We start from the raw sequence: 19,183 nt of genomic DNA on the forward strand, positions 1-19,183 counted from the left end.
ATCTTGCTTGATAAAGTCAACTTTAAACTTGATCTTGTCAAGTATGTTTTCGGGCCGCATGGTGGGGCCGTTCCAACGCGAGTTCCTTATGACCGACGACATCCGCGACCTGTTCTCCTACCGGCTGGCGCGGCTGGCGCGGGCGAACGACCGCGATGCGCAAAGCTCGCTCTTCGGCCGGCACGGCATGGTGCTGAGCGAATGGCGCACGCTTTCGGTGATCCGGGTGACCAGGCCCTGCACGCTGCGCCGGCTGGCGACCGAGGATTTCCTGGACGAGGGCCAGATGAGCCGGACCGTCAAGACGCTGGTCGACCGCGGCTGGGTGGCGCGGACGCCCGCGCCGGACGACGGGCGGTCCTTCCTGCTGGCGCTGACGCCGGAGGGCGAGGCGGTCTACCAGTCGATCCTGCCCGAGGTCATCGCCGCCAACGAGGCGATGCTGGTCTGCCTGACCGCCGAGGAACGGCAGCACCTGATGAGCGCCCTGCAGAAGATCCTCGACGCCCTGCGCGCCGCGGCGCAGTAGGGGGCCGGCCGTCATCCCGGTGTGGTCGGGCGAACTTGCCAGATGGCATCGCGGAAGCATGGCGAAGCTGCGGCCTGCCTGCGTTGGCGACCTGAGTAAAAAATGATCGACCGCTTGCGTCGGTTTTCCGTGCCACTTGCCGCCATCATTATGTGATGTTGACTAGGAAACATAACCGGTGCAGTTTCCTAGTCAACATATCGTGGAGAGAATAGGTGTCACGTGCCGTATCCAACCTGACCGATCATACCGGCTACTGGATGCGCATGGTGTCGAACGCAGTGTCGCAGGAATTCGCACGCAAGGTTGCGGAGGAAGGGGTGACGGTGGCCGAATGGTCCTTCATGCGCGCCCTTTTCAGTGAAGAACGAATGCCCCCCACGGCACTGGCTGACAGGATGGGCATGACCCGAGGCGCGATCAGCAAGCTTGCCGACCGACTGGTTGCCAAGGGTTTGGTCCTGCGGGACGAGAGCGAGACGGACAAGCGCGGCCAATTGCTATCGCTGTCACCGAAGGGACGGGCAAAGGTGCCGCTCCTTGCCCGGCTCGCCGATGCGAATGACGCTGAATATTTCGGCGTGCTGACCGGGGAAGAGCGCCACGCGCTCGACCGGATTCTGAGGGGCCTCGTCGAACGGCGAGGACTGAGTGCAACGCCGGTGGACTGATCCGCCGGCCGACGGAAACATCCAGCATGAAAGGAACCGCCATGGATACGGAACGAACTGCTGCTGCCAAAATTTGCCTGAAGGCTGCGCATGATGGCAGCCTCGGTTTCCCGGAGATTGTGGGCAAGCTAAGGATTTCGCCGAAGATGGCTGTCCGGCTGGAAAAGGCGTTCGGCACGCCTGCCCGTGAATGGCTGATGCGGCAGCTCGACTACGAGCTGGCTGAAGTCATGCGCCGGGCCAAGAAGATCAAGGTCGAGCCTTTCCGTGCATCGGCCACGGAAAGCGGGGGAACGCATGAACGCCGTCGAGATTGAAGTATCCATACCTGCACCAACAATCGCACCATTCTGCGCGACAAGCTGGAAGAGCGTGTGCTGACGGGATTGCAGGAGCGGCTGATCTCGGCCGAAGCGGTGAAGGAAGCCGTCCGCGCCTATGTCATGGAAACCAACCGGCTGAACCATCAGCGGCGGGCGCAACAGACAGCGACAGCCGCGCGATGGCGAAGATCGCCGGGATCATCCCGGCCATCGAGGACGGTATGTATCAGCCGTCGATGAAGGCCCGGATGGACGAGTTGGAGCGCCAGAAGGCTGATATCGCCGCCCGCATGGCCGAAGCCCCCGCCGATGTGCCGGATGTTCACCCGAATGTAGCGGCGAACTACAGCCGCAACGTCGTGCGCTTCGCCGAGGCCCTGAGCGATCCCGATGGTGGGAGGCAAGCCGCCGAGGCGCTGCGTTCCCTTATCGGCGAGATCATCGTCACGCCCGGCGAGAAGCGGGGCGAGGTTCATGCCGAGCTACGCGGCGAGTTGATGGGCATTCTCGGCGTTGCCCGCCGCCCAGTCGGAACAGGGGCGAACACCTGTTATGCCGCCAGTGGCCGCACGCCCCCCCGCAACCAAATAATACGATAAACCCTGCTAAACCACTCGGTTGGCGGGGTTTTGTTTTGCCCGGACCACATCCGCCAACAAAATGAAAAACTTGCACCCAAAAGTGCAAATCGGGGGTCTACACGCACACCGGCAGCACCGCGGCCGGCAGCGATGTCCAGATCGCCGCGATCAGCGCGGCGGTGGCCAGCGTCAGGGCGGCGCGGCGCATGAAGCCCGGCGCGGGACCGAGGCGGGTCCAGCCGAGAGCCATCAGCACCACCAGTTGCGCGAGGATCGCCAGCGCCGCGCCCGCCAGCACCGCAAGCCGGCCCCATGAGATGCCGGCCGGACCGGACGCGAGGGGCCAGTCCGCCGCGCAGACCAGGCCATGCAGGCCGTAGAGCGCGCTGAACGAGATCAGCCACAGCGTCAGCGGCAAGGCCATGCGGAGCACATCGGTCATGCGACGGCCCCCGGCACCCAGACCGCCGCCAGCGCCATGGCACCGGTCAGCGCGGTGAAATCCGCCCAGAGCTGGACGATCCGCGCTTCTCCGATCCGCCGGGGAGAGGCGTAGCCGGCCCTCACCCGAGCTGACAGAAACCCCAGCATGATCAGCGCGATAGCGGTGTGCAGGGCGACATGCCCTGCCAGCAGCCACAGGGTGGCGTCATAGGCGTGGCCCGCAGGATTCGGCCGCGTCAGCCAGACCGAGGCCGCCGCCGCAGCCAGCGTTCCGGCGCCGAGCAGGGCGAGGGTCAGCCCGGTGACGGCGCTTCGCCCGCGCCGGATCGACCGGACCGTCAGCCGGGGCCCGGCCAGCAGGCCGGCGATGCCGGCCAAGGCCAGTGCCGGGCCGGCGAGACCCGGTTCGATCCAGGAGGGCGGCGGCCAGTTCGGGGCGATGGTCCACAGGAAGGCATAGCCGAACAGCAGCGCTCCGAAATGCACCCCGTCCGCCAGCAGCAGTGCCAGCGACCCCCACCATCCGGGCGGGTCGGGCACTTCCCAGGAACTCGGCAATTGCAGGCCATGGCCGGCGTCGAGCGGGCCTTCGTCCACCTTCCGGCCGAGGCCCCAGGCCCAGACCAGCGCCACCACGACCACCCCTGCCAGCGCGACGGCGGACAGGGCATAGGCCCCGACCAGCGGCGCCAGAAACGAGGTGCTGGTGACCACCGCCAGAAGGAAGGGCAAGCGGGAATTGCCGGGCAGGATCGCCACCTGCGCAGGCTCGCCCGAGGCGGTGGCGACGATCAGGGTCTCGCGCCGGTTGCGCGCAGGATCGCCCAGATAGCCCTCGCCGCGGGCGATGCGGTGGGGCAGGGCGGGGTCCTCGGCCAGCGGATAGCGGCCGCCGACGATGGGGATGGAGGCGAAGCCGTAGATCGGATTGGGCAGGACCGTGGCCCATTCCAGCGTGCCCGCGTTCCACGGGTTGCGGCGGCCGCGCAGCGCAACCGCGCTGTTGATCGCGACGTCCAGGATCACCAGCGCGAAGCCGATCGCCATCGCGAAGGCGCCGACCGAGGCGACGAGGTTGATCGTCTCCCATGCCTCGCCCGGATCATAGGTCCAGGTGCGGCGGCGCTGGCCCAGAAGCCCGGCCCAATGCACGGCAAGGAAGGTCAGGTGGAAGGCGGGCACGGTGATCCAGAAGGCGATCTCGCCCAGCCGGAAGAACCGGGTGCGGCCGGTCATCACCGGCAGGTAATAGTAGACCGCCGCGACCATCGGAAAGACATAGCCGCCGATCAGCACGTAATGCAGGTGGGCCACCACGAAATGGGTGTCGTGGGCCTGCCAGTCGAAGGGGACGATGGCCAGCATCACCCCGGTCAGCCCGCCGATCACGAAGGTGGCGAAGAAGCCCATGATCCAGAGCATCGGCAGCCGCATCACCGGGCGGCCCTGCCAGAGCGTGCCGATCCAGGAGAAGACCATCACCGCCGTCGGCACCGCGACCAAGGTCGAGGCCGCCGAGAAGAAGGCGAGGCTCAGGTGCGGGATGCCGGTGGCGAACATGTGGTGGACCCAGAGCCCGAAGCTCAGCACCGCCAGCGACACCACCGCGGCGACGACCCAGCCGTAGCCCATCAGCTGCGTCCGCGCCATGACCGGCAGGATGGTGGCGATCATCCCGGCGGCGGGCAGGAAGATGATGTAGACCTCCGGGTGGCCGAACAGCCAGAACAGGTGCTGCCAGAGCAGGGGATCGCCGCTGTTCTCGACCTGATAGAACGGCCAGTCCAGCGCCCGCTCGATCTCCAGGAGCACCGAGCCGAGGATCATCGGCGGGAAGGCGGTCAGGATCATCACCGCGACGACCAGCATGACCCAGGCGAAGATCGGCATCCGCGAGAGCGACATGCCGGCCGCGCGGTAGCGCAGCACGGTCACCACCACCTCGCAGGCGGCGGCGATGGCCGAGACCTCGATCGAGGTGATGCCGAGCAGCCAGACGTCCGCCCCGATCCCGGGCGAGAACGCGGCCGAGGACAGCGGCGGATACATGAACCAGCCGCCGTCGGGCGAAAGCCCCATCACCATGGCGGCGATCACGGCAAGGCCGCCGAAGATGTAGACCCACAGCCCGTAGGCCCCGAGCCGCGGGAAGGCGAGGTCGCGGGTGCCCAGCATCCCCGGCAGGATCAGGATCGACAGCGCCTCGAAGAAGGGGATGGCGAAGAGGAACATCATCACCGTGCCGTGCATGGTGAAGATCTGGTTGTAGACCTCCGGCTCCATGAAGGCCGAGCGGGGCGAGGCAAGCTGCGCCCGGATCAGCATGGCGAGGATGCCGCCGATGACGAAGAAGGCGGTGGCCACGCCCAGGAACAGCAGGCCGATGTCGTTGTTGTTGTTCGTGGAAAGCCAGCCGCGCAGGCCCCGCTCCGGCGCCCAGACCGGCAGCAGGCGCCGGTGCAGGCGAAGGGCCGTGGCGCGGCGGGGGGCGGTCATGGGGCGGCTCCTTCCAGGAATGCGGCCCAGCCGGCCGGATCGTGGGCGCGGACGGTGAACACATGCTCGCGGTATCCCGCGCCGCTGAACTCGGCGGAGGCGCCGGCATAGTCGCCCGGCGCATCCGCCTCGATCCGAAGCCGGTTGGTGCGGCCGGGAATGGCGTCCAGCTTGCCGGCAAGGCGCGGCACCCAGAAGGCGTGGATCACGTCGAGGCTGGTGATCTCGACATCCACCGGGCGCTGTGCGGGGATGTGCAGGATGTTGCGGGTGACGACACCCGGCGCGTCAGCGTAGCGGAAGGTCCACTCCCATTGCCGCGCCTCGGCGCCGACCACCACAAGATCCACCGCGTCCCGCGGCCGCAGCCGCTCGCCCACCACCAGCCCCCAGGCGGTCAGGGCGGTCAGGACCACCAGCGGGAAGGCGAGCCCGAGGCCCCAGACCCAGACCCGCTCGTCGGCCCGGCCCTCCGCCCGGCGCCGCCAGGCGGCCAGCAGCAGCAGCATGACGAGGCCGAAGATCATGCCGGACCCCGTCAGCATGACCGTCCACAATAGCCCGATCTCGCGCGCGGCCGGGCCGGCGGGATGCAGCGCGGACAGGGTTTCGGTGCAACCGGCAAGGCACGGCAGCGTTGTCCCGGCAGCGACAGAGGGAGAACGGCGATGCCGCAGGAGATGATCCAACCCGAAGGCAGGTCCGCCCCGGGGGTGGAGGACCCGATCACCGATACCGCCGGCTACCACGACAGCGAGTCGCGGATCGCGATCTGGGGCCACCCCCTGCACGCGATGTCGGTGGCCTTTCCGGTGGCGCTGACCTTCTGCGCCTTCGGGGCCGACCTGTTCTACTGGTGGTCGGGGGCGACCCGATGGGCCTGGGCCGCCTATTGGGCCTCGGGGACCGCCTTCCTGTTCGGGCTGGCCGCGGGCGCCATCGGCACGCTGGAACTGCTCAGCGTCCCCGGCATCCGCATCCGCGCCATGGCCTGGACGCATTTCATCATCGCCATGCTGCTCCTGTCGCTGCTCGGCCTGAACTGGGGCTGGCGGATGACCGGCTGGCAGGAGGCCGTGCTGCCCTGGGGCATCCTGATGAGCGGCTTCTCGGTTCTGGTCGTGGTGGCGACGGGCTGGCATGGCGGGAAGCTCGTCTTCGACTACGGGCTGGGAACGTCGAAGGGCAGCTCGCGCCCCAGCGGCTGAAGCAGCCAGTCGGGCATCGGCAGCTCCTCCAGCCGGGGCTTCGCCAGCACGAGGGAAAGCACGCAGAGGACGATGCCGCACAGCGCAAGCGTCGGCAGCAGCGGGCCGGGCGGTTCGTGCCGGCCCTCGGTCTCGGCCACGGCGACGATGGTATGGCCGATCCAGGCGTGCAGCGTGACCAATGCGGCGACGCAGACCAGCTTGGCGAACATCCAGCCGGTGAAGACCTCGCGCAGGAAGATCAGCGAAGTGCCGGTCGCCACGGTCAGGACGGCGGCGGGGGTTGCCAGCCAGGTGAATCCGTAATGGGTGGCCTGCCGGATGCGGGTGTAATCCGCAGGCGTGATCGCCCGGTCGTGCCGCGCCAGCATCGCCGGCAGCGCCGCCAGACCGGCGATCCAGACCGCGAGGAAGCCGATGTGCAGGGCCTTCAGATGCGGGATGATCGCTTCCAGCGCGCTCATGCCGGGCGGCCCATGCCCTGCCAGCCGCGCCGGGCCAGCATTCCGCCGATGACCAGGAACGGCAGCCCCGCCGGCACCCACATGATCAGCCCGCCAAGCTGCTGGTCGGTCAGCGGCAACAGCCCGAAGGCCAAGGGCGCGGTCGCGTGAATCCCGTAAAGGGCGGCGGGCGCAAAGGTCAGCAGCGCGCCGAGGAGCGCCATCTGCATGTAGCCGGCCAGCGTGGCCCCCAGTGCCAGCCCCGGCGGCAGCCGGGGGTTCAGCACCGCCGCCCAGTAGACCACCGCCGACCCCAGCAGCGTCGCCTGCATCGCCCAGTAGATCGCCGTGTTGCCGAGCGCCAGGTCATAGGCCGCCGGCAGGTGCCAGAGCCACAGCACGGCGGCATGGACCACGAAGGGCAGCACCGGGGACCCCGGGGCCTTGAGGGGCAGGGCCGCGGCGATCAGCGGCGCGGCGAGGACGACAAGCGCTACATGATGCACCACCCGGGCCGAGAACAGCGCCGCCGACAGCGCGCAGAGCGGCGAGACGAAGGCGATTGCCAGCACCGCCACGCCGGCCAGCCCTGCACCGCTTCGCCGCAGCAACAAGGCCAGAAGCACCAGCGCGACCAGCAGCCCCGGATCGAGGTTCCACCGCATCCAAAGCCCGGCCGGGTCCGGCGCCGGCCCGCAGTAGATGCCCTGGAACGCCCCGAGGTCCATCGCGGCGGCCTACGGGCTGCCCAGCCGGTAGGCCACCACCTGATCCGCCACCTGCGGCTTCAGGATCGAATTGCCCCCTGCGGTGAAGACGACGTAATCGACACCCTCATGGGTGAAGACCGCGGGGATCGCGACCGAGGGCGCCGCCACGATGTCGGACCACAGCTCTTCCCCCGTCGCGGCATCCAGCGCGCGCACCCGGTCGTCCATCGAGGCGCCGATGAAGACCACGCCGCCCGCCGTCACCACCGGCCCGCCCAAAGTGGGCGAGCCCCAGGCCCGCATCCCGTAGAAGCCCCAGCGCTGGGTCAGGCCGAAGGGAACCTCGTAGAGCCTTTCGCCGCTGGCCAAGTCGTAGGCCGAGAAGGTGCCGAAGGGCGGCTCCCAGCAGGGCAGGCCCAGGCTGTTGGTCCATTCATACAGCTCGATCCCGTAAGGCGACCCTTCCTGCGCGTGGAACCCGGCCTCGTTGCCGCCTTCGATATTGCCGTCGGTAGCGTTGTGGACCTCGCTCTCGTAATCCTCGCGCGGGATCAGGCGCAGCACCTGCACGACGCGGCTGCTGTTGACGTAGAGGATGCCGCTGCGCGGATCGACCGCGGCGCCGCCCCAGTTGTTGGCGCCGGCGGTGCCCGGCCAAAGGAAGGTGCCCTCGACCGAAGGCGGGGTGAACAGGCCCTCGTAGCGATAGGTCTCGCGGTCCTTCGAGCATTCGCCCAGCGACAGGGCGTCGGACAGGCCCCAGACGCCGGGCAGGTCCTCGACCGGCACCGTCGGCGGCGGGACCGTGACGAAGGGCTGCGTTGCCGCCGTCCCCTCGCCTTCGGCGTCCGAAGGCGGCACCGGGCGGTCCTCGATCGGGAACAGCGGTTCGCCGGTCCGGCGGTCCAGCACGAAGATGAAGCCCTGCTTGGTGGTCTGCACCAGCGCCGGGATCACCTCGTCCCCGCGCCGGATGTCCACCAGCGTGGGCGCCGAGGGCGTGTCGTAGTCCCAGATGTCGTGCCGGATGTGCTGGAACGACCAGGCCACCGCGCCGGTCTCGATGTCGACCGCGGTGGTCGAGGTCGCCAGCGGAATGCCCTCCAGCCGGTTGCCGCCCCAGTAGTTCGGCGAGGGCGAGGAGACCGGCACGTAGACCAGCCCCAGTTCCGGGTCCGCCGACATCGAGGACCAGATGTTCGCGGTGCCGGTGCGCGGGATCAGTTCGGCGGGAATGAAGCCGGTGTCCCACAGCAACTCGCCGGTGCGGGCATCGACGGCCATCAGGTTGCCCGGCGGCTCCACCGTGTATTCCCAGTCCATCCCGGACCAGCCGATCAGGATCCTGTCGCCGACGATGGTGGGCGGCTGCAACAGCGAGAACGGGAAGACGGCGTTTGTCTCGTTCCACTGGTTGACGTTCAGGACACCGTTCACGCCGAAGTCCGCGCAAGGCTTGCCGGTGTCGGCATCGACCGCGTGCAGGGTGGCGTCCATCGTGCCGAGGTAGACCCGCTTCTCGCAAGGTCCCGTCGCCCCGCTTTCCCAATAGGCGACGCCCCGGTTCTTCAGCGCGGGCTGGGTCAGGGCTTCGAGCGTGGACTGGCTGTCGTAGCGCCACTTCTCTTCCCCGGTGGCGGGGTCCAGCGCGATGATGCGGTAGAACGGCGTGCCCAGGTAGAGGGTGCCGTTGGCATAGATCGGCGTTGCCGACCACACCGTTTCCGGCAGCTCGCCCGACCCGTCCGCGACATCGCCGGTCCGCACCTCCCAGGCACGCTCCAGCCGCGGGACGGTCTCCGGGGTGAAGGAGGCAACGTCGGCGAACTTGCTGGCCGAAAGCGTGCCGTTGAAGGTGTCCCAGCGGGTCTGCTCGGCCTGGGCCGGCAGGGGGCACAGCAGGGAGGTGGACAGAAGCGCGAGGTGCCGGGTCATGGCGCTGCGGTCCGAAGGGGCGGGCGTGCCGCGACGACAAGGATCGTCAGGACGACCAGTGCCATGACGATGGTGAGCGCATCCTGCATCAGGAACCATGCCGCGACCGCGGTCAGCACCGCCGCAACGAAGGTCGCGAAGACGACCAGCCGGCGGCGACCGCCGGTCGGATGCGCCATCGCAAGGGCTGCAAGCCCAAGAAGTGCGGCCAGGGCGCCGATCAGCGCCAGCAGCGCGCCGGCCGTGCCGGTGACGCCGGTTCCTTCGGTTATCCAGGCATATCCGGCCAGACCGACGCCTGCGAGGGCGGGAAGAAGAGCGCTGAACTGAAGCATGACCACGGGTTCTCCGGCATCCCAACCCCGTCAGTCACCGATCGGTTCCCTCCAGGTGCAGGACCGAGGAATCGCGTCGGAGCAGAGAGGCGCGCGGCACATCACCCCATCACCGGAGCCGAAAGCTCCCGATGCATCGGCCTCAGCCCGAGCGCATCGCGCCTGGGTTCCAAGGCGGCGAATTCCGCCAGAAGCCAGTCGCGCACCTTCTGCACCGCCGGGCGGCCGAGCGCCGAGCGGCGCGCCACCAGCTGGTAGAACATGCCCGTCCGCAACAGGCGGCCGCCGGCAGGGACCAGCCCGCCGCTGAGGACCTCGCCCGCCACGACATGCCACCAGCCGAGCGCCACCCCCTGGCCCTTGATCGCGCCTTGGATCACCAGCGCATAATCGGAAAAGCTGAGTTCCGTCGCCTCCTGCATCGGCCCGATCTCCATCGCTTCCAGAAAGCGCGGCCAGGGAATGCGCATCTTGCCCATCAGGCTGGCCAGGACCTGCCCCTTCAACCCCTCCGGCCCGTCGATGGGTCCGTGGTCGCGGCGATAGGCCGGGCTGCAGATCGGGATCACCACCTCGGGAACCAGCGGCCAGGCCACGGTCTCGCCGTCGTCGGGAGGGTCGTAGCGCAGGCCGATGTCGGCGGCGCCGAGCCGGCCGAGCGGCTCTCCATGGATCAGGTCCAGCCGCAGGGTGACTTCCGGCACGTCCCGGCGGAAGCGGTCGAACCGCGGCATGAGCCAGTGGATCGCAAAGGCCGAGGTGACCGAGACCGTCACCACCTCGGGGTCCTGGAGCCGGGTCTGGATCTCGCAGACGGCTTCCTCGATCCGGTCGAACCCGTCGCGCACGGCCCGATGGAGCAGGCGGCCCTCGGCCGTCAGCTCCAGCCCGCCGGAGCCGCGCAGGAACAGGCTGGTGCCGAGATGCCGCTCCAGCCGCGAGATCATCCGGCTGATCGCGGGCTGCGTCACGTTGAACTCGCGGGCGGCGAGGGTGAAGTTGCAATGCCTCGCGGCCGCCTCGAACATGAAGAGGGCGCCCGAAGAGGGCAGTCTGGCGCGCAGGGTCATCTGGGGTTCCGGCATGATTTCAAGTTATGGCGATCCTACTATTTCTGCGCTGATCAGGGAATATGCCGGTGCTAAGGTGACTTCAGATATGGCCGTTCACCGGCGGCCGCCTGCCAGCAGGAAGTCCCCGATTTGTCCGCCAGCTTTCCGCACCTGTTCTCTCCGCTCGTCCTCCGGGGCCATGAGATCCGCAACCGCATCCTTTCGACCGGGCACCAGACCTGGCTGGCCGAGGGCAACCGGCCGGGCGAAGCCCTGATCGCCTACCACGAGGCGCGGGCGCGGGGCGGCGCCGGGCTGATCGTCAACGAGGCGGCGCGGTTCCACCCTTCGGCCATCGGCGAGGCGCCGGACCTGACGCTGATCCATGACGATGCCATCCCGCATTATGCGCGGCTGGCGGCGGCGGTGCATCGCCACGGCGCGAAGATCTTCGGCCAGTTGTCGCATCCCGGCCGGGTGACGCGGCGGATGACCGACGGGATGCGCGGCGTGGTCTGGGCGCCGTCGTCGGTGCCCGAGAACCGCTTCCATGTCGTGCCGCGCGAAATGCCCGCCGAGATGGTGGCCGAGATCGTCGAGGCCGCCGGCGCCGCTGCCGGGCGCTACGCCGAGGCGGGCTATGACGGCGTGGAACTGATGGCGAGCCATGGGCTGCTGTTCGCGCAATTCCTCAACCCGGCGGTGAACCGGCGCGAGGACATCTACGGCGGCAGCGAGGAGAACCGTCTGCGGCCGCTGCGCGAGGCGCTGATCGCGGTGCGGCGCGCGGTGGGCGAAGGGGTGGTCGTGGGCCTGCGGATTTCGGCCGACGAGGCCGAGGAGGGCGGGCTGGACCAGGACCGCGTTCTGGCGGTCTGCCGCAGGCTCGGCGACGAGGGGCTGGTCGATTACATCAACACCACGCTCGGCTCGATGGCGGGACCGGGGGCCTCGGTCCATGTCGCGCCGCCGATGGAGATGGCGCCGGCCTATGTCGCGCCGAAGGCGGCGGCGATCCGGGCACAGGTCTCGGTGCCGGTCTTCGTGGCCGGGCGGATCAACCAGCCGCAGGTGGCCGAGGCGGTGCTGGCGGCGGGACAGGCCGACATGTGCGGCATGACCCGGGCGATGATCGCCGACCCCGACATGGCGCGGAAGGCGCGCGAGGGCAGGGCCGAGGACATCCGCGCCTGTATCGGCTGCAACCAGGCCTGCATCGGCCATTTCCATGCCGGTTATCCGATTTCCTGCATCCAAAACCCGGTCTCGGGGCGCGAATTGCGCCTGCCGCCGGTGCCGCCCGCGGCACGCGCGCTGAAGGTGCTGGTCGCGGGGGCGGGACCGGCCGGGATGAAGGCCGCCGTCACCGCCGCCGAGATGGGGCATCAGGTGGTGCTGGCCGAGGCCGCCGCGCAGGCGGGCGGGCAGGCGCTGCTGGCCCAGCTTCTGCCCGACCGGGCCGAGTTCGGCGGGTTGGTGACCAACCTGCTGACCGAACTCCGCCTGCGTCAGGTCGACCTCCGCCTCAACACCCGCGTCGACGCCGCCCTGCTGCGGGCCGAGCGGCCGGATGCGCTGGTCATCGCCACCGGCTCCACCCCCTTCATGCCCCGGATCGAGGGCGGCGAGACCGGCGGCCATGTCGTCACCGCCGCCGAGGTGCTGACCGGCCGGGCCAGGCCCGGCGGCCGGGTGGTGATCGCCGACTGGCGCTGCGACCAGATCGGCGTCGGCCTGGCGGTGATGCTGGCGCGGCGCGGGCATCATGTCCGCCTTGCGGTCGCCGGAATCTGCGCGGGCCAGAACCTGCAGCAATATGTCCGCGACCTCTGGGCCGGGCGGCTGCACGAGGCGGGGATCGAGGTGATCCCCTATGCCCGCATCTACGGTGTCGACAAGGACACCGCCTGGTTTCTCCATACCGCCAGCGGCGCGGCCATCACGCTGGAAGGGGTGGAGACGCTGGTGCTGGTCGAGGGCAACACCCCCGACATGACGCTTCAGCGCGAGGTTGCCGGCTTGGGCATTCCCAGCATCACCGTCGGCGATTGCACCCTTGCCCGCACGGCCGAAGAGGCGATCCACGACGGGCTGGTGTTGACCCGCGGTTTCCTGGGCGGGCTTGCAGACCCGGCAGGAGAACGGGCATGAGCGGCGTCCTTTCGGCCCTGTTGCGCCCCGACCGGCTGGCGATCGTGGGGGCCAGCCCGAAGGAGGGCAGCTTCGGCGCGAACCTGCTGCAATCCGTCCGCCATCTGGGTTTCGCGGGCGAGATCGCGCTGGTCAATCCGCGTTACGACCGGATCGGCGGCATGGCCTGCCACGGCAGCCTGGCCGAGGTGCCCGGAGGCGTGGATTGCGCCGCCTTCGCGGTGGGGGATGCGCATCTGGTGGCCTCGATGCTGGACGCCGCGGCGGCCGGCCTGCGCGGTGCCGTCCTGTTCGGCCGCGCCCATGGCGAGGAAGCAGGCCGCCCGCGCGCCGATCTGGTCCGCGAGATCGCGCGCAGTGCCGGAATGGCGGTCTGCGGCGCGAACTGCATGGGCTTCGTCAACCTCGGCCACCGGCTGCAGCTGACCGGGATGCCCTTCAAGGCGCTGCCCGCGCCCTCGGGGGTGGCGCTGATCTCGCATTCCGGCTCCAGCTGGTCGGGGCTGGTCGGCAACCGCCGGCAGATGGGCTTCGACTATGCGATCTCGGCCGGGCAGGAGCTGACGACCGGCGCTGCCGACTACATCCGCTTTCTCGTCGAAGACACCGAGGTGCGGGTGATCGCCTGCGTGCTGGAGACGGTCCGCGATCCCGCCGGTTTCCTTGCCGCCGCCGATCTGGCGCGGGCGAAGGGCGTGCCGGTCATCGTGCTGAAACTGGGGCGCAGCGCGGCGTCGAAGCAGTTCGCCATCTCGCATTCCGGCGCGCTTTCCGGGTCGAACGCCGCCTATGACGCGGCCTTCGCCCGCCATGGCGTGGTCCAGGTGCGCAGCCTCGACGAATTGCTGGATACCGCCGAGCTGATGGCCCTGCGCCGGATCATGCCCGCGCCCGGCATCGCGCTCGGCACCGATTCCGGCGGCGAGCGGCAGTTGATCGCCGACCTGGCCGCCGACCTGGGCTTGCCCTTCGCGGAACTGGCGCCGCAGACGCTTGCGGCGATCGATGCGCATCTCGATCCGGGGATGGAGGCGTCGAATCCGCTCGACTACTGGGGCGACGGCGGCGACATCATGGCGCCGGTGCTGGGCGAGATGGCGAAGGACCCCGGCGTCGGCATCGTGGTCATGGCCTCCAACCTGCCGCCCGACCGTCCCTTCTCGGACCAATCGGCGGCGGCCATCCTCAAGGTCCATGCCGGGACCGGCAAGCCGGTGGCGGTGATGGGAAACATCGCCACCACGCTTTCCCCCGCGGTCGCCGAGAGGTTGCGCGGGCATGGCATTGCGGTGCTGATGGGCACGGTCAGCGGGCTGGCCGCGCTCGGCCATCTGCGGCGCTGGTATTTCGGGTTTGCGACGGAGGATACCACCCCGCCGCTGCCGCTGTCGGCCGAAGCAGAGGCGCTTATCGCCGGGGCGGGCCGGGACATGCTGCGCAGCGCCGAGGGATTCCGGCTGCTGGAAGACGCCGGCATCCCCTGCGCCCCCTTCGCGGAAGTGCAAGGGCCGGAGGAGATTGCCGCCTTCGCCGCCCGCCACGGCTGGCCGCTGGTGCTGAAGATCGACGATGCGGCCATTCCCCATAAATCCGATCTGGGCGGCGTCTTCCTGGGTCTTGGAAGCGCGGATGAGGCGGAGGCGGCGTGGACTGCGTTGCGGCTGCGCCATCCGCAGGCGCCGGTCATCGTGCAGGCCATGGTCCAGGGTGTGGAACTGATCCTGGGCATGACCACCGACCCCGATTTCGGGCCGCTGGTCACGCTGGGCCTCGGCGGCGTCTTCACCGAGATCTTCCGCGACACCACGGCGCTTCTGCCGCCGTTCAGCCCCGAGACCGCCCGGTCTGCGCTGGAGGGGCTGACGGCCTTTCCGCTGCTGACCGGCGCCCGCGGCCGCCCGCCCGCCGATCTGGAGGCGCTCTGCGCCCTGATCTCGCGGTTCAGCGCCTTTGCCGCCGGCGCCGCGGGCCGGATCGCCGAGATCGAGATCAACCCGGTGCTTGCCGGGCCGGAGGGGGCGCTTGCCGTCGACTGCCTTGCCCTGCGCCAGAAGGAGAAGCCGCACCATGAGCACTGACTACGAGACGATCCGCGTGGAGCTTTCCGACGAGGGGGTCGCCCATATCATCCTCAACCGCCCCCGGGTGCTGAACGCGATCAACTCGGTGATGATGCGCGAGGTGAACGAGGTGTTGGACGCGCTGGAACGCGACCCGGCGGTGCGCTGCTTCATCCTGTCGGGCGAGGGCAGGGCCTTCTCGGCCGGCTTCGATCTGAAGGAATCCGCCGCCGCGGGCGAGCGGACGGTGCAGGACTGGCGCCGGGTGCTGGAGGCCGACTTCGATTTCGTGATGCGGTTCTGGGATTGTCCGAAGCCGACGATCTCGGCCATCCACGGCCACTGCATCGGCGGCGGGCTGGAACTGGCCGCGGCCTGCGACATCGCCATCGCCGGCGAGGATGCGGTCTTCGGTGAGCCCGAGGTGCGGTTCGGCTCGGGCATCGTCGCCATGCTGCTGCCCTGGATGGTGGCGCCGAAACACGCCAAGGACATCCTCTTGACCGGCAACGACCAGATCGGCGCCACCCGGGCGGCCGAGATCGGCCTGGTGACCGAGGCGGTCTGGGAAGGCCATCATGTCGAGCGGGCCTTCGAGAAGGCGCGCGAGATCGTCGCGGCGGCGCCCCTGTCGGTGGAACTGACCAAGCGGGCGATCAACCGCAGCTACGACATCCGCGGGATGCGCAATGCGCTGCTGGCGGCGGTGGAGACCGACATCGTGATCGAAACCTCCGGCGGGGCCGAGCGCGCCGAATTCAACCGCATCCGCCGGGAAGAGGGGCTGAAGGCCGCCATCGCCTGGCGCAACAGCCGCTGACCGAAGGCGCCGGGCAGCCGCCAGGTGATCGCTCGGCGATCACCTTTCCGGGCGGACGGTTCCGCGCGCGCTGCAGAACATCGGCCCGCCCTTGGGGCGGGGGAAACCGTAGCCGTGGACCTCGACAAGGTCGATGTCTTCCGGCGTGGCGGCGATGCCTTCGGCAAGGATTTTGCGCCCTTCGTCCGCCATGACGCCGACCAGAGCCGCGGCGATGTCCGCGGCCGGCATCTCGCGCGCGCCCTTGCGATACGGGGCAAGCAGCGCCGCCACCTGCTGCGACGGCAGCGGCTCGCGGCTGCCCGGGGCGTAGTCATACCACCCGCCGCCGGTTTTCTGGCCCAGCCTGCCCGCGCGCACCAGAATGTCGCCCGCCGTTTCCGGCACGTCCCGGCCAAGGGCGCGCGCCGTCTCCCGCGCGCGGAAGGCGACATCCAGCCCGGCCATGTCCTGCATCTCGAACGGACCCATGGCGAAGCCGAAGCCGCGCATCGCGGCGTCGATCCCGGCCGGGGAGATGCCGTCGCGCAGCATCGCCTCGGCCCCGGCGCGGTAACGCAGCAGGATGCGGTTGCCGATGAAGCCCTCGCAGTTTCCCGCCCGCACCGCGACCTTGCCCAGCCTGCGGGCCAGGTCGAAGCCGGTGGCGACCACTTCGGGGCCGGTCGCCGTGAGGGGAACGATCTCGAGCAGTTTCATCACCTGGGCGGGACTGAAGAAATGCAGGGCGATGAACCGCTCCTGCCCCGGCAGCCCGCGGACGATCTCTTCGGGGTCGAGGTAGGAGGTATTGGTGGCCAGGATCGTCTCGCGGCCGCAGACCTCGGCCAGCCGTGCGAAGACCTCGCGCTTGAGGGTGAGGTCCTCGAACACGGCCTCGATGACCAGATCGCAGCCGGCAAGCCCGGCAGGATCGGTTATGCCGGTGACGGCCTCGCGTCTGGCGCGGGCGGCGGCCTCGTCGTGCAGGCCGCGTTTCACCTGCGTCGCCAGGATGCCGTCGAGCCGGTCCATGGCGCGGGCGAGCGGGGCCTCGCCGGTTTCGGACAGCACGACCCGCAGCCCGGCATTGGCCAGCGCCGCGGCGATGCCGGCGCCCATCGTGCCGCCGCCGACCACGCCGACGCGGCCGAGGGGGCGGGGGGCGATCCCGCGCAGGGCGGCGGGCCTGGCCGCCGCGCGTTCGGCGAAGAACAGGTAGCGCAGCGCTGCGGCCTCGTCCGAATTGCGCAACTTCAGGAAGGTCTCCCGTTCCAGGCGCATCCCGGCCTCGAACCCTGCCGAAATGCCGTGGCGCAGGACGGCCAGCGCCGCCGCCGGTGCGGGATTGCCGCGCGCGGCCTTGGCGATGCGGGCGCCGGCGGCGGACCAGAAGGCCTCGCCCGGATCGGCCAGGTCCTTCTGCCGTGCGCCGGGATGCCGGGCCTTGCCGGACACCTCCTGCGCGAAGGCGAGGGCGTCGGCGATCAGGTCCGCACCGGCCAGCCGGTCGGCAAGGCCCGCGGCCAGCGCCTCGGCCGCGTCCATCTGGCGGTTCGTTGTGATCATCTCCACCGCCGCCGCCACGCCGATGAGACGCGGCAGCCTCTGGGTGCCGCCCGCCCCGGGGATGATCCCGAGCGCCGTTTCCGGCAGGCCGAACCGCGCGCCGGAGGCGGCGATGCGGTAGTGGCAGCCAAGGGCAAGCTCGGCCCCGCCGCCGAGGGCCGGTCCGTTGACGGCGGCGATCCAGGGCTTCGCCGCCGCCTCGATCGCGGCGATCACATCGGGCAGGTGCGGAGCCTCGGGCGGGCGGTCGAATTCCGTTATGTCGGCGCCGCCGACGAAAAGCCGGCCCGCCCCGGTCAGGATCGCGGCGCGGATCGCCGGGTCGCGGCCGACCTCGGCGATCACTTCGCCCAACTGCCGGCGCAGCGCCCGGCCGAGGGCGTTCACCGGAGGATTGTCGAGGGTGACGACGGCGATGCCGTCCCGGTCCTGCCGGGTGAGGAGCGTTGCGGTCATGCGGTCCCGGTCCTTTCGATGAGCAGCGCGATCCCTTGGCCGACGCCGATGCACATGGTGCAGAGCGCATAGCGGCCGCCGCGGCGTTCCAGCTCATGCACCGCCGTCAGCGCCAGCCTTGCGCCGGAGGCGCCGAGCGGATGGCCGACGGCGATCGCGCCGCCGTTGGGGTTCACATGGCCTGCATCGTCGGGCAGGCCGAGGCCGCGCAGCACCGCAAGGGACTGGGCGGCGAAAGCCTCGTTCAATTCGACGACATCCATGTCCCGGATCGTCAGGCCGGTGCGGGCCAGCAGCCGCTGCACCGCGGGCACCGGGCCGTATCCCATCACCCGCGGCGCAACCCCGGCGGCGGTCATGGCGACGACGCGCGCGCGGGGCTCCAGCCCGAGTTCCCACACCGCCCGGTCGGAGGCCAGCATCACCGCCGCCGCCCCGTCGTTGACGCCCGAGGCATTGCCCGCCGTCACGCTGTTTACCGGCCCGTTCAGCGGCTTCAGCCGCCGAAGCTGGTCGGCGGTGGTCTCGGGGCGGGGATGTTCGTCGGTGTCGAAGACCAGCGGATCGCCGCGCCGCTGCGGCAGGGTGACGGGGGTGATTTCCGCATCGAATCGCCCGGCCGCCCGGGCCGCGGCCCATCTGTTCTGGCTGCGCAGGGCGAAGGCGTCCTGGTCCTCGCGCGAGATGGCGTAGTCCTGCGCCAGGTTGTCGGCAGTCTGCGGCATGGAATCGATGCCATGCGCCGCCTCCATGCGCGGATTGGCAAAGCGCCAGCCGATGGTGGTGTCGAAAATCTCCGCCCGGCGCGAAAAGGCCGCCTCCGCCTTGGCCATGACGAAGGGCGAGCGGGTCATGTGCTCGACCCCGCCCGCGATCAGCAGGTCGGCCTCGCCGCAGCGGATGGTCCGGGCGGCCTGACCGACGGCCTCGAGTCCCGAGCCGCAGAGGCGGTTCACGGTGACGCCGGGCACCGTCACCGGCAGCCCGGCCAGCAGAAGCGCCATGCGCGCGACATTGCGGTTGTCCTCGCCCGCCTGGTTCACGCAGCCGAGGACGACATCCTCGACCAGCGCCGGGTCCATCTCCGGGTGGCGGGCGATCAGTGCCGCCAGCGGGACCGCCGCCAGATCGTCGGCGCGCAGATGCGCGAGCGCTCCGCCATGCCGGCCGAAGGGGGTGCGGATGCCGTCCACGATCCAGGCGTTTTTCATGGCGGGTCTCCGGAGGGGGCGCGACGTCGGACCGCCGATGGAGGGCGGTCGATGGGCGAGGATAACCACGATCTTTCCGCCGTCGCAACATTTCTGATTGATCGGGCAATCAGAAATGTTGACTCGCGGCCCGGTTTGGCCACTACTTGCGCAGAAGGATCCGACCGGGCGGATTGGGGGCAGACCCCTGCGACCGGGAATGCAGGGGGA

Annotated in this window: 18 protein-coding genes; 8 read left to right on the top strand and 10 right to left on the bottom strand. The window is 69.7% G+C overall.

Annotation, left to right across the window (positions count from 1 at the left end; all coding sequences use genetic code 11):
• Window positions 1-88: 88 nt before the first annotated feature.
• From G5B31_RS10725 to G5B31_RS10745, 4 genes are all read left to right on the top strand, one after another.
• Window positions 89-529: a MarR family winged helix-turn-helix transcriptional regulator gene (locus G5B31_RS10725; protein WP_165017230.1), complete on the top strand. Its 441-nt coding sequence runs from the start codon at window positions 89-91 to the stop codon at window positions 527-529.
• A 215-nt stretch (window positions 530-744) separates the two neighbouring features.
• On the top strand, window positions 745-1,200 hold the full coding sequence (locus G5B31_RS10730) for a MarR family transcriptional regulator (RefSeq protein WP_205911889.1): 456 nt from the start codon (window positions 745-747) through the stop codon (window positions 1,198-1,200).
• A 26-nt stretch (window positions 1,201-1,226) separates the two neighbouring features.
• A complete protein-coding gene (locus G5B31_RS21030) occupies window positions 1,227-1,517 on the top strand; it encodes a hypothetical protein (RefSeq protein ID WP_205911890.1) in 291 nt (96 codons plus the stop codon).
• A 185-nt stretch (window positions 1,518-1,702) separates the two neighbouring features.
• Entirely contained in the window at window positions 1,703-2,122 is a 420-nt protein-coding gene (locus G5B31_RS10745; protein WP_205911891.1) for a hypothetical protein, read from the top strand.
• A gap of 97 nt (window positions 2,123-2,219) precedes the next feature.
• Here the strand turns inward: G5B31_RS10745 and G5B31_RS10750 are convergent, their stop codons facing one another.
• The 3 genes from G5B31_RS10750 to G5B31_RS10760 are packed head-to-tail and all read right to left on the bottom strand — an operon-like array spanning window position 2,220 to window position 5,589.
• Window positions 2,220-2,546 (bottom strand): hypothetical protein, encoded by a 327-nt coding sequence (locus G5B31_RS10750; RefSeq protein ID WP_165017233.1) that lies wholly within the window; start codon window positions 2,544-2,546, stop codon window positions 2,220-2,222.
• A complete protein-coding gene (locus G5B31_RS10755; RefSeq protein WP_165017236.1) occupies window positions 2,543-5,044 on the bottom strand; it encodes a cbb3-type cytochrome c oxidase subunit I in 2,502 nt (833 codons plus the stop codon). The genes G5B31_RS10750 and G5B31_RS10755 overlap by 4 nt, the downstream gene beginning before the upstream one ends.
• Complete coding sequence (locus G5B31_RS10760; RefSeq protein ID WP_165017239.1) at window positions 5,041-5,589, bottom strand: cytochrome c oxidase subunit II; 549 nt, start codon at window positions 5,587-5,589, stop codon at window positions 5,041-5,043. Before G5B31_RS10760 ends, G5B31_RS10755 begins: the two co-directional genes overlap by 4 nt.
• A 135-nt stretch (window positions 5,590-5,724) precedes the next feature.
• On the opposite strand from G5B31_RS10760, the gene G5B31_RS10765 reads away from it, so the two are divergent.
• The gene (locus tag G5B31_RS10765; RefSeq protein WP_394352128.1) at window positions 5,725-6,252 is read left to right on the top strand and encodes a DUF2231 domain-containing protein; all 528 of its coding nucleotides are present in this window, start codon (window positions 5,725-5,727) and stop codon (window positions 6,250-6,252) included.
• Here G5B31_RS10765 and G5B31_RS10770 read toward each other — a convergent pair.
• From G5B31_RS10770 to G5B31_RS10790, 5 genes are all read right to left on the bottom strand, one after another.
• On the bottom strand, window positions 6,207-6,716 hold the full coding sequence (locus G5B31_RS10770; protein ID WP_165017245.1) for a CopD family protein: 510 nt from the start codon (window positions 6,714-6,716) through the stop codon (window positions 6,207-6,209). The two genes, G5B31_RS10765 and G5B31_RS10770, sit on opposite strands and share 46 nt — an antisense overlap.
• On the bottom strand, window positions 6,713-7,423 hold the full coding sequence (locus G5B31_RS10775) for a cytochrome c oxidase assembly protein (RefSeq protein WP_165017248.1): 711 nt from the start codon (window positions 7,421-7,423) through the stop codon (window positions 6,713-6,715). Before G5B31_RS10775 ends, G5B31_RS10770 begins: the two co-directional genes overlap by 4 nt.
• A gap of 9 nt (window positions 7,424-7,432) precedes the next feature.
• On the bottom strand, window positions 7,433-9,340 hold the full coding sequence (locus G5B31_RS10780) for a pyrroloquinoline quinone-dependent dehydrogenase (protein WP_165017251.1): 1,908 nt from the start codon (window positions 9,338-9,340) through the stop codon (window positions 7,433-7,435).
• The gene (locus G5B31_RS10785; RefSeq protein WP_165017253.1) at window positions 9,337-9,675 is read right to left on the bottom strand and encodes a hypothetical protein; all 339 of its coding nucleotides are present in this window, start codon (window positions 9,673-9,675) and stop codon (window positions 9,337-9,339) included. Before G5B31_RS10785 ends, G5B31_RS10780 begins: the two co-directional genes overlap by 4 nt.
• Window positions 9,676-9,776: 101 nt before the next feature.
• Window positions 9,777-10,745, bottom strand: a complete 969-nt coding sequence (locus G5B31_RS10790; protein ID WP_165017256.1) for a LysR substrate-binding domain-containing protein — start codon at window positions 10,743-10,745, stop codon at window positions 9,777-9,779.
• A gap of 132 nt (window positions 10,746-10,877) precedes the next feature.
• Here G5B31_RS10790 and G5B31_RS10795 point away from each other — a divergent pair, with 132 nt between their 5' ends.
• Genes G5B31_RS10795 through G5B31_RS10805 form a run of 3 tightly spaced genes read left to right on the top strand, consistent with a single transcriptional unit; the run spans window position 10,878 to window position 15,758 of the window.
• Entirely contained in the window at window positions 10,878-12,878 is a 2,001-nt protein-coding gene (locus G5B31_RS10795) for an FAD-dependent oxidoreductase (protein WP_165017259.1), read from the top strand.
• Window positions 12,875-14,956, top strand: a complete 2,082-nt coding sequence (locus G5B31_RS10800; RefSeq protein ID WP_165017262.1) for an acetate--CoA ligase family protein — start codon at window positions 12,875-12,877, stop codon at window positions 14,954-14,956. Before G5B31_RS10795 ends, G5B31_RS10800 begins: the two co-directional genes overlap by 4 nt.
• Window positions 14,946-15,758: an enoyl-CoA hydratase/isomerase family protein gene (locus G5B31_RS10805; protein WP_165017265.1), complete on the top strand. Its 813-nt coding sequence runs from the start codon at window positions 14,946-14,948 to the stop codon at window positions 15,756-15,758. The genes G5B31_RS10800 and G5B31_RS10805 overlap by 11 nt, the downstream gene beginning before the upstream one ends.
• Before the next feature lie 39 nt (window positions 15,759-15,797).
• On the opposite strand, the gene G5B31_RS10810 is transcribed toward G5B31_RS10805, so the two are convergent.
• Both G5B31_RS10810 and pcaF read right to left on the bottom strand, forming a co-directional pair.
• A complete protein-coding gene (locus tag G5B31_RS10810; RefSeq protein WP_165017268.1) occupies window positions 15,798-17,762 on the bottom strand; it encodes a 3-hydroxyacyl-CoA dehydrogenase NAD-binding domain-containing protein in 1,965 nt (654 codons plus the stop codon).
• Entirely contained in the window at window positions 17,759-18,973 is a 1,215-nt protein-coding gene (gene pcaF / locus G5B31_RS10815; RefSeq protein ID WP_165017271.1) for a 3-oxoadipyl-CoA thiolase, read from the bottom strand. The genes G5B31_RS10810 and pcaF overlap by 4 nt, the downstream gene beginning before the upstream one ends.
• Window positions 18,974-19,183 lie beyond the last annotated feature (210 nt).

Origin of the sequence: Rhodobacter sp. SGA-6-6 (genome assembly GCF_011043545.1) — a bacterium.
GTDB lineage: Bacteria > Pseudomonadota > Alphaproteobacteria > Rhodobacterales > Rhodobacteraceae > Pseudogemmobacter.

Excerpts from the sequence above, each read along its gene's own strand:
- G5B31_RS10725 (WP_165017230.1), top strand. The coding sequence starts at position 89 with ATGACCGACGACATCCGCGACCTGTTCTCCTACCGGCTGGCGCGGCTG.
- G5B31_RS21030 (WP_205911890.1), top strand. The coding sequence starts at position 1,227 with ATGAAAGGAACCGCCATGGATACGGAACGAACTGCTGCTGCCAAAATT.
- G5B31_RS10745 (WP_205911891.1), top strand. The coding sequence starts at position 1,703 with ATGGCGAAGATCGCCGGGATCATCCCGGCCATCGAGGACGGTATGTAT.
- G5B31_RS10750 (WP_165017233.1), bottom strand. The coding sequence starts at position 2,546 with ATGACCGATGTGCTCCGCATGGCCTTGCCGCTGACGCTGTGGCTGATC.
- G5B31_RS10755 (WP_165017236.1), bottom strand. The coding sequence starts at position 5,044 with ATGACCGCCCCCCGCCGCGCCACGGCCCTTCGCCTGCACCGGCGCCTG.
- G5B31_RS10760 (WP_165017239.1), bottom strand. The coding sequence starts at position 5,589 with ATGCTGACGGGGTCCGGCATGATCTTCGGCCTCGTCATGCTGCTGCTG.
- G5B31_RS10765 (WP_394352128.1), top strand. The coding sequence starts at position 5,725 with ATGATCCAACCCGAAGGCAGGTCCGCCCCGGGGGTGGAGGACCCGATC.
- G5B31_RS10770 (WP_165017245.1), bottom strand. The coding sequence starts at position 6,716 with ATGAGCGCGCTGGAAGCGATCATCCCGCATCTGAAGGCCCTGCACATC.
- G5B31_RS10775 (WP_165017248.1), bottom strand. The coding sequence starts at position 7,423 with ATGGACCTCGGGGCGTTCCAGGGCATCTACTGCGGGCCGGCGCCGGAC.
- G5B31_RS10780 (WP_165017251.1), bottom strand. The coding sequence starts at position 9,340 with ATGACCCGGCACCTCGCGCTTCTGTCCACCTCCCTGCTGTGCCCCCTG.
- G5B31_RS10785 (WP_165017253.1), bottom strand. The coding sequence starts at position 9,675 with ATGCTTCAGTTCAGCGCTCTTCTTCCCGCCCTCGCAGGCGTCGGTCTG.
- G5B31_RS10790 (WP_165017256.1), bottom strand. The coding sequence starts at position 10,745 with ATGACCCTGCGCGCCAGACTGCCCTCTTCGGGCGCCCTCTTCATGTTC.
- G5B31_RS10800 (WP_165017262.1), top strand. The coding sequence starts at position 12,875 with ATGAGCGGCGTCCTTTCGGCCCTGTTGCGCCCCGACCGGCTGGCGATC.
- G5B31_RS10805 (WP_165017265.1), top strand. The coding sequence starts at position 14,946 with ATGAGCACTGACTACGAGACGATCCGCGTGGAGCTTTCCGACGAGGGG.
- G5B31_RS10810 (WP_165017268.1), bottom strand. The coding sequence starts at position 17,762 with ATGACCGCAACGCTCCTCACCCGGCAGGACCGGGACGGCATCGCCGTC.
- pcaF (WP_165017271.1), bottom strand. The coding sequence starts at position 18,973 with ATGAAAAACGCCTGGATCGTGGACGGCATCCGCACCCCCTTCGGCCGG.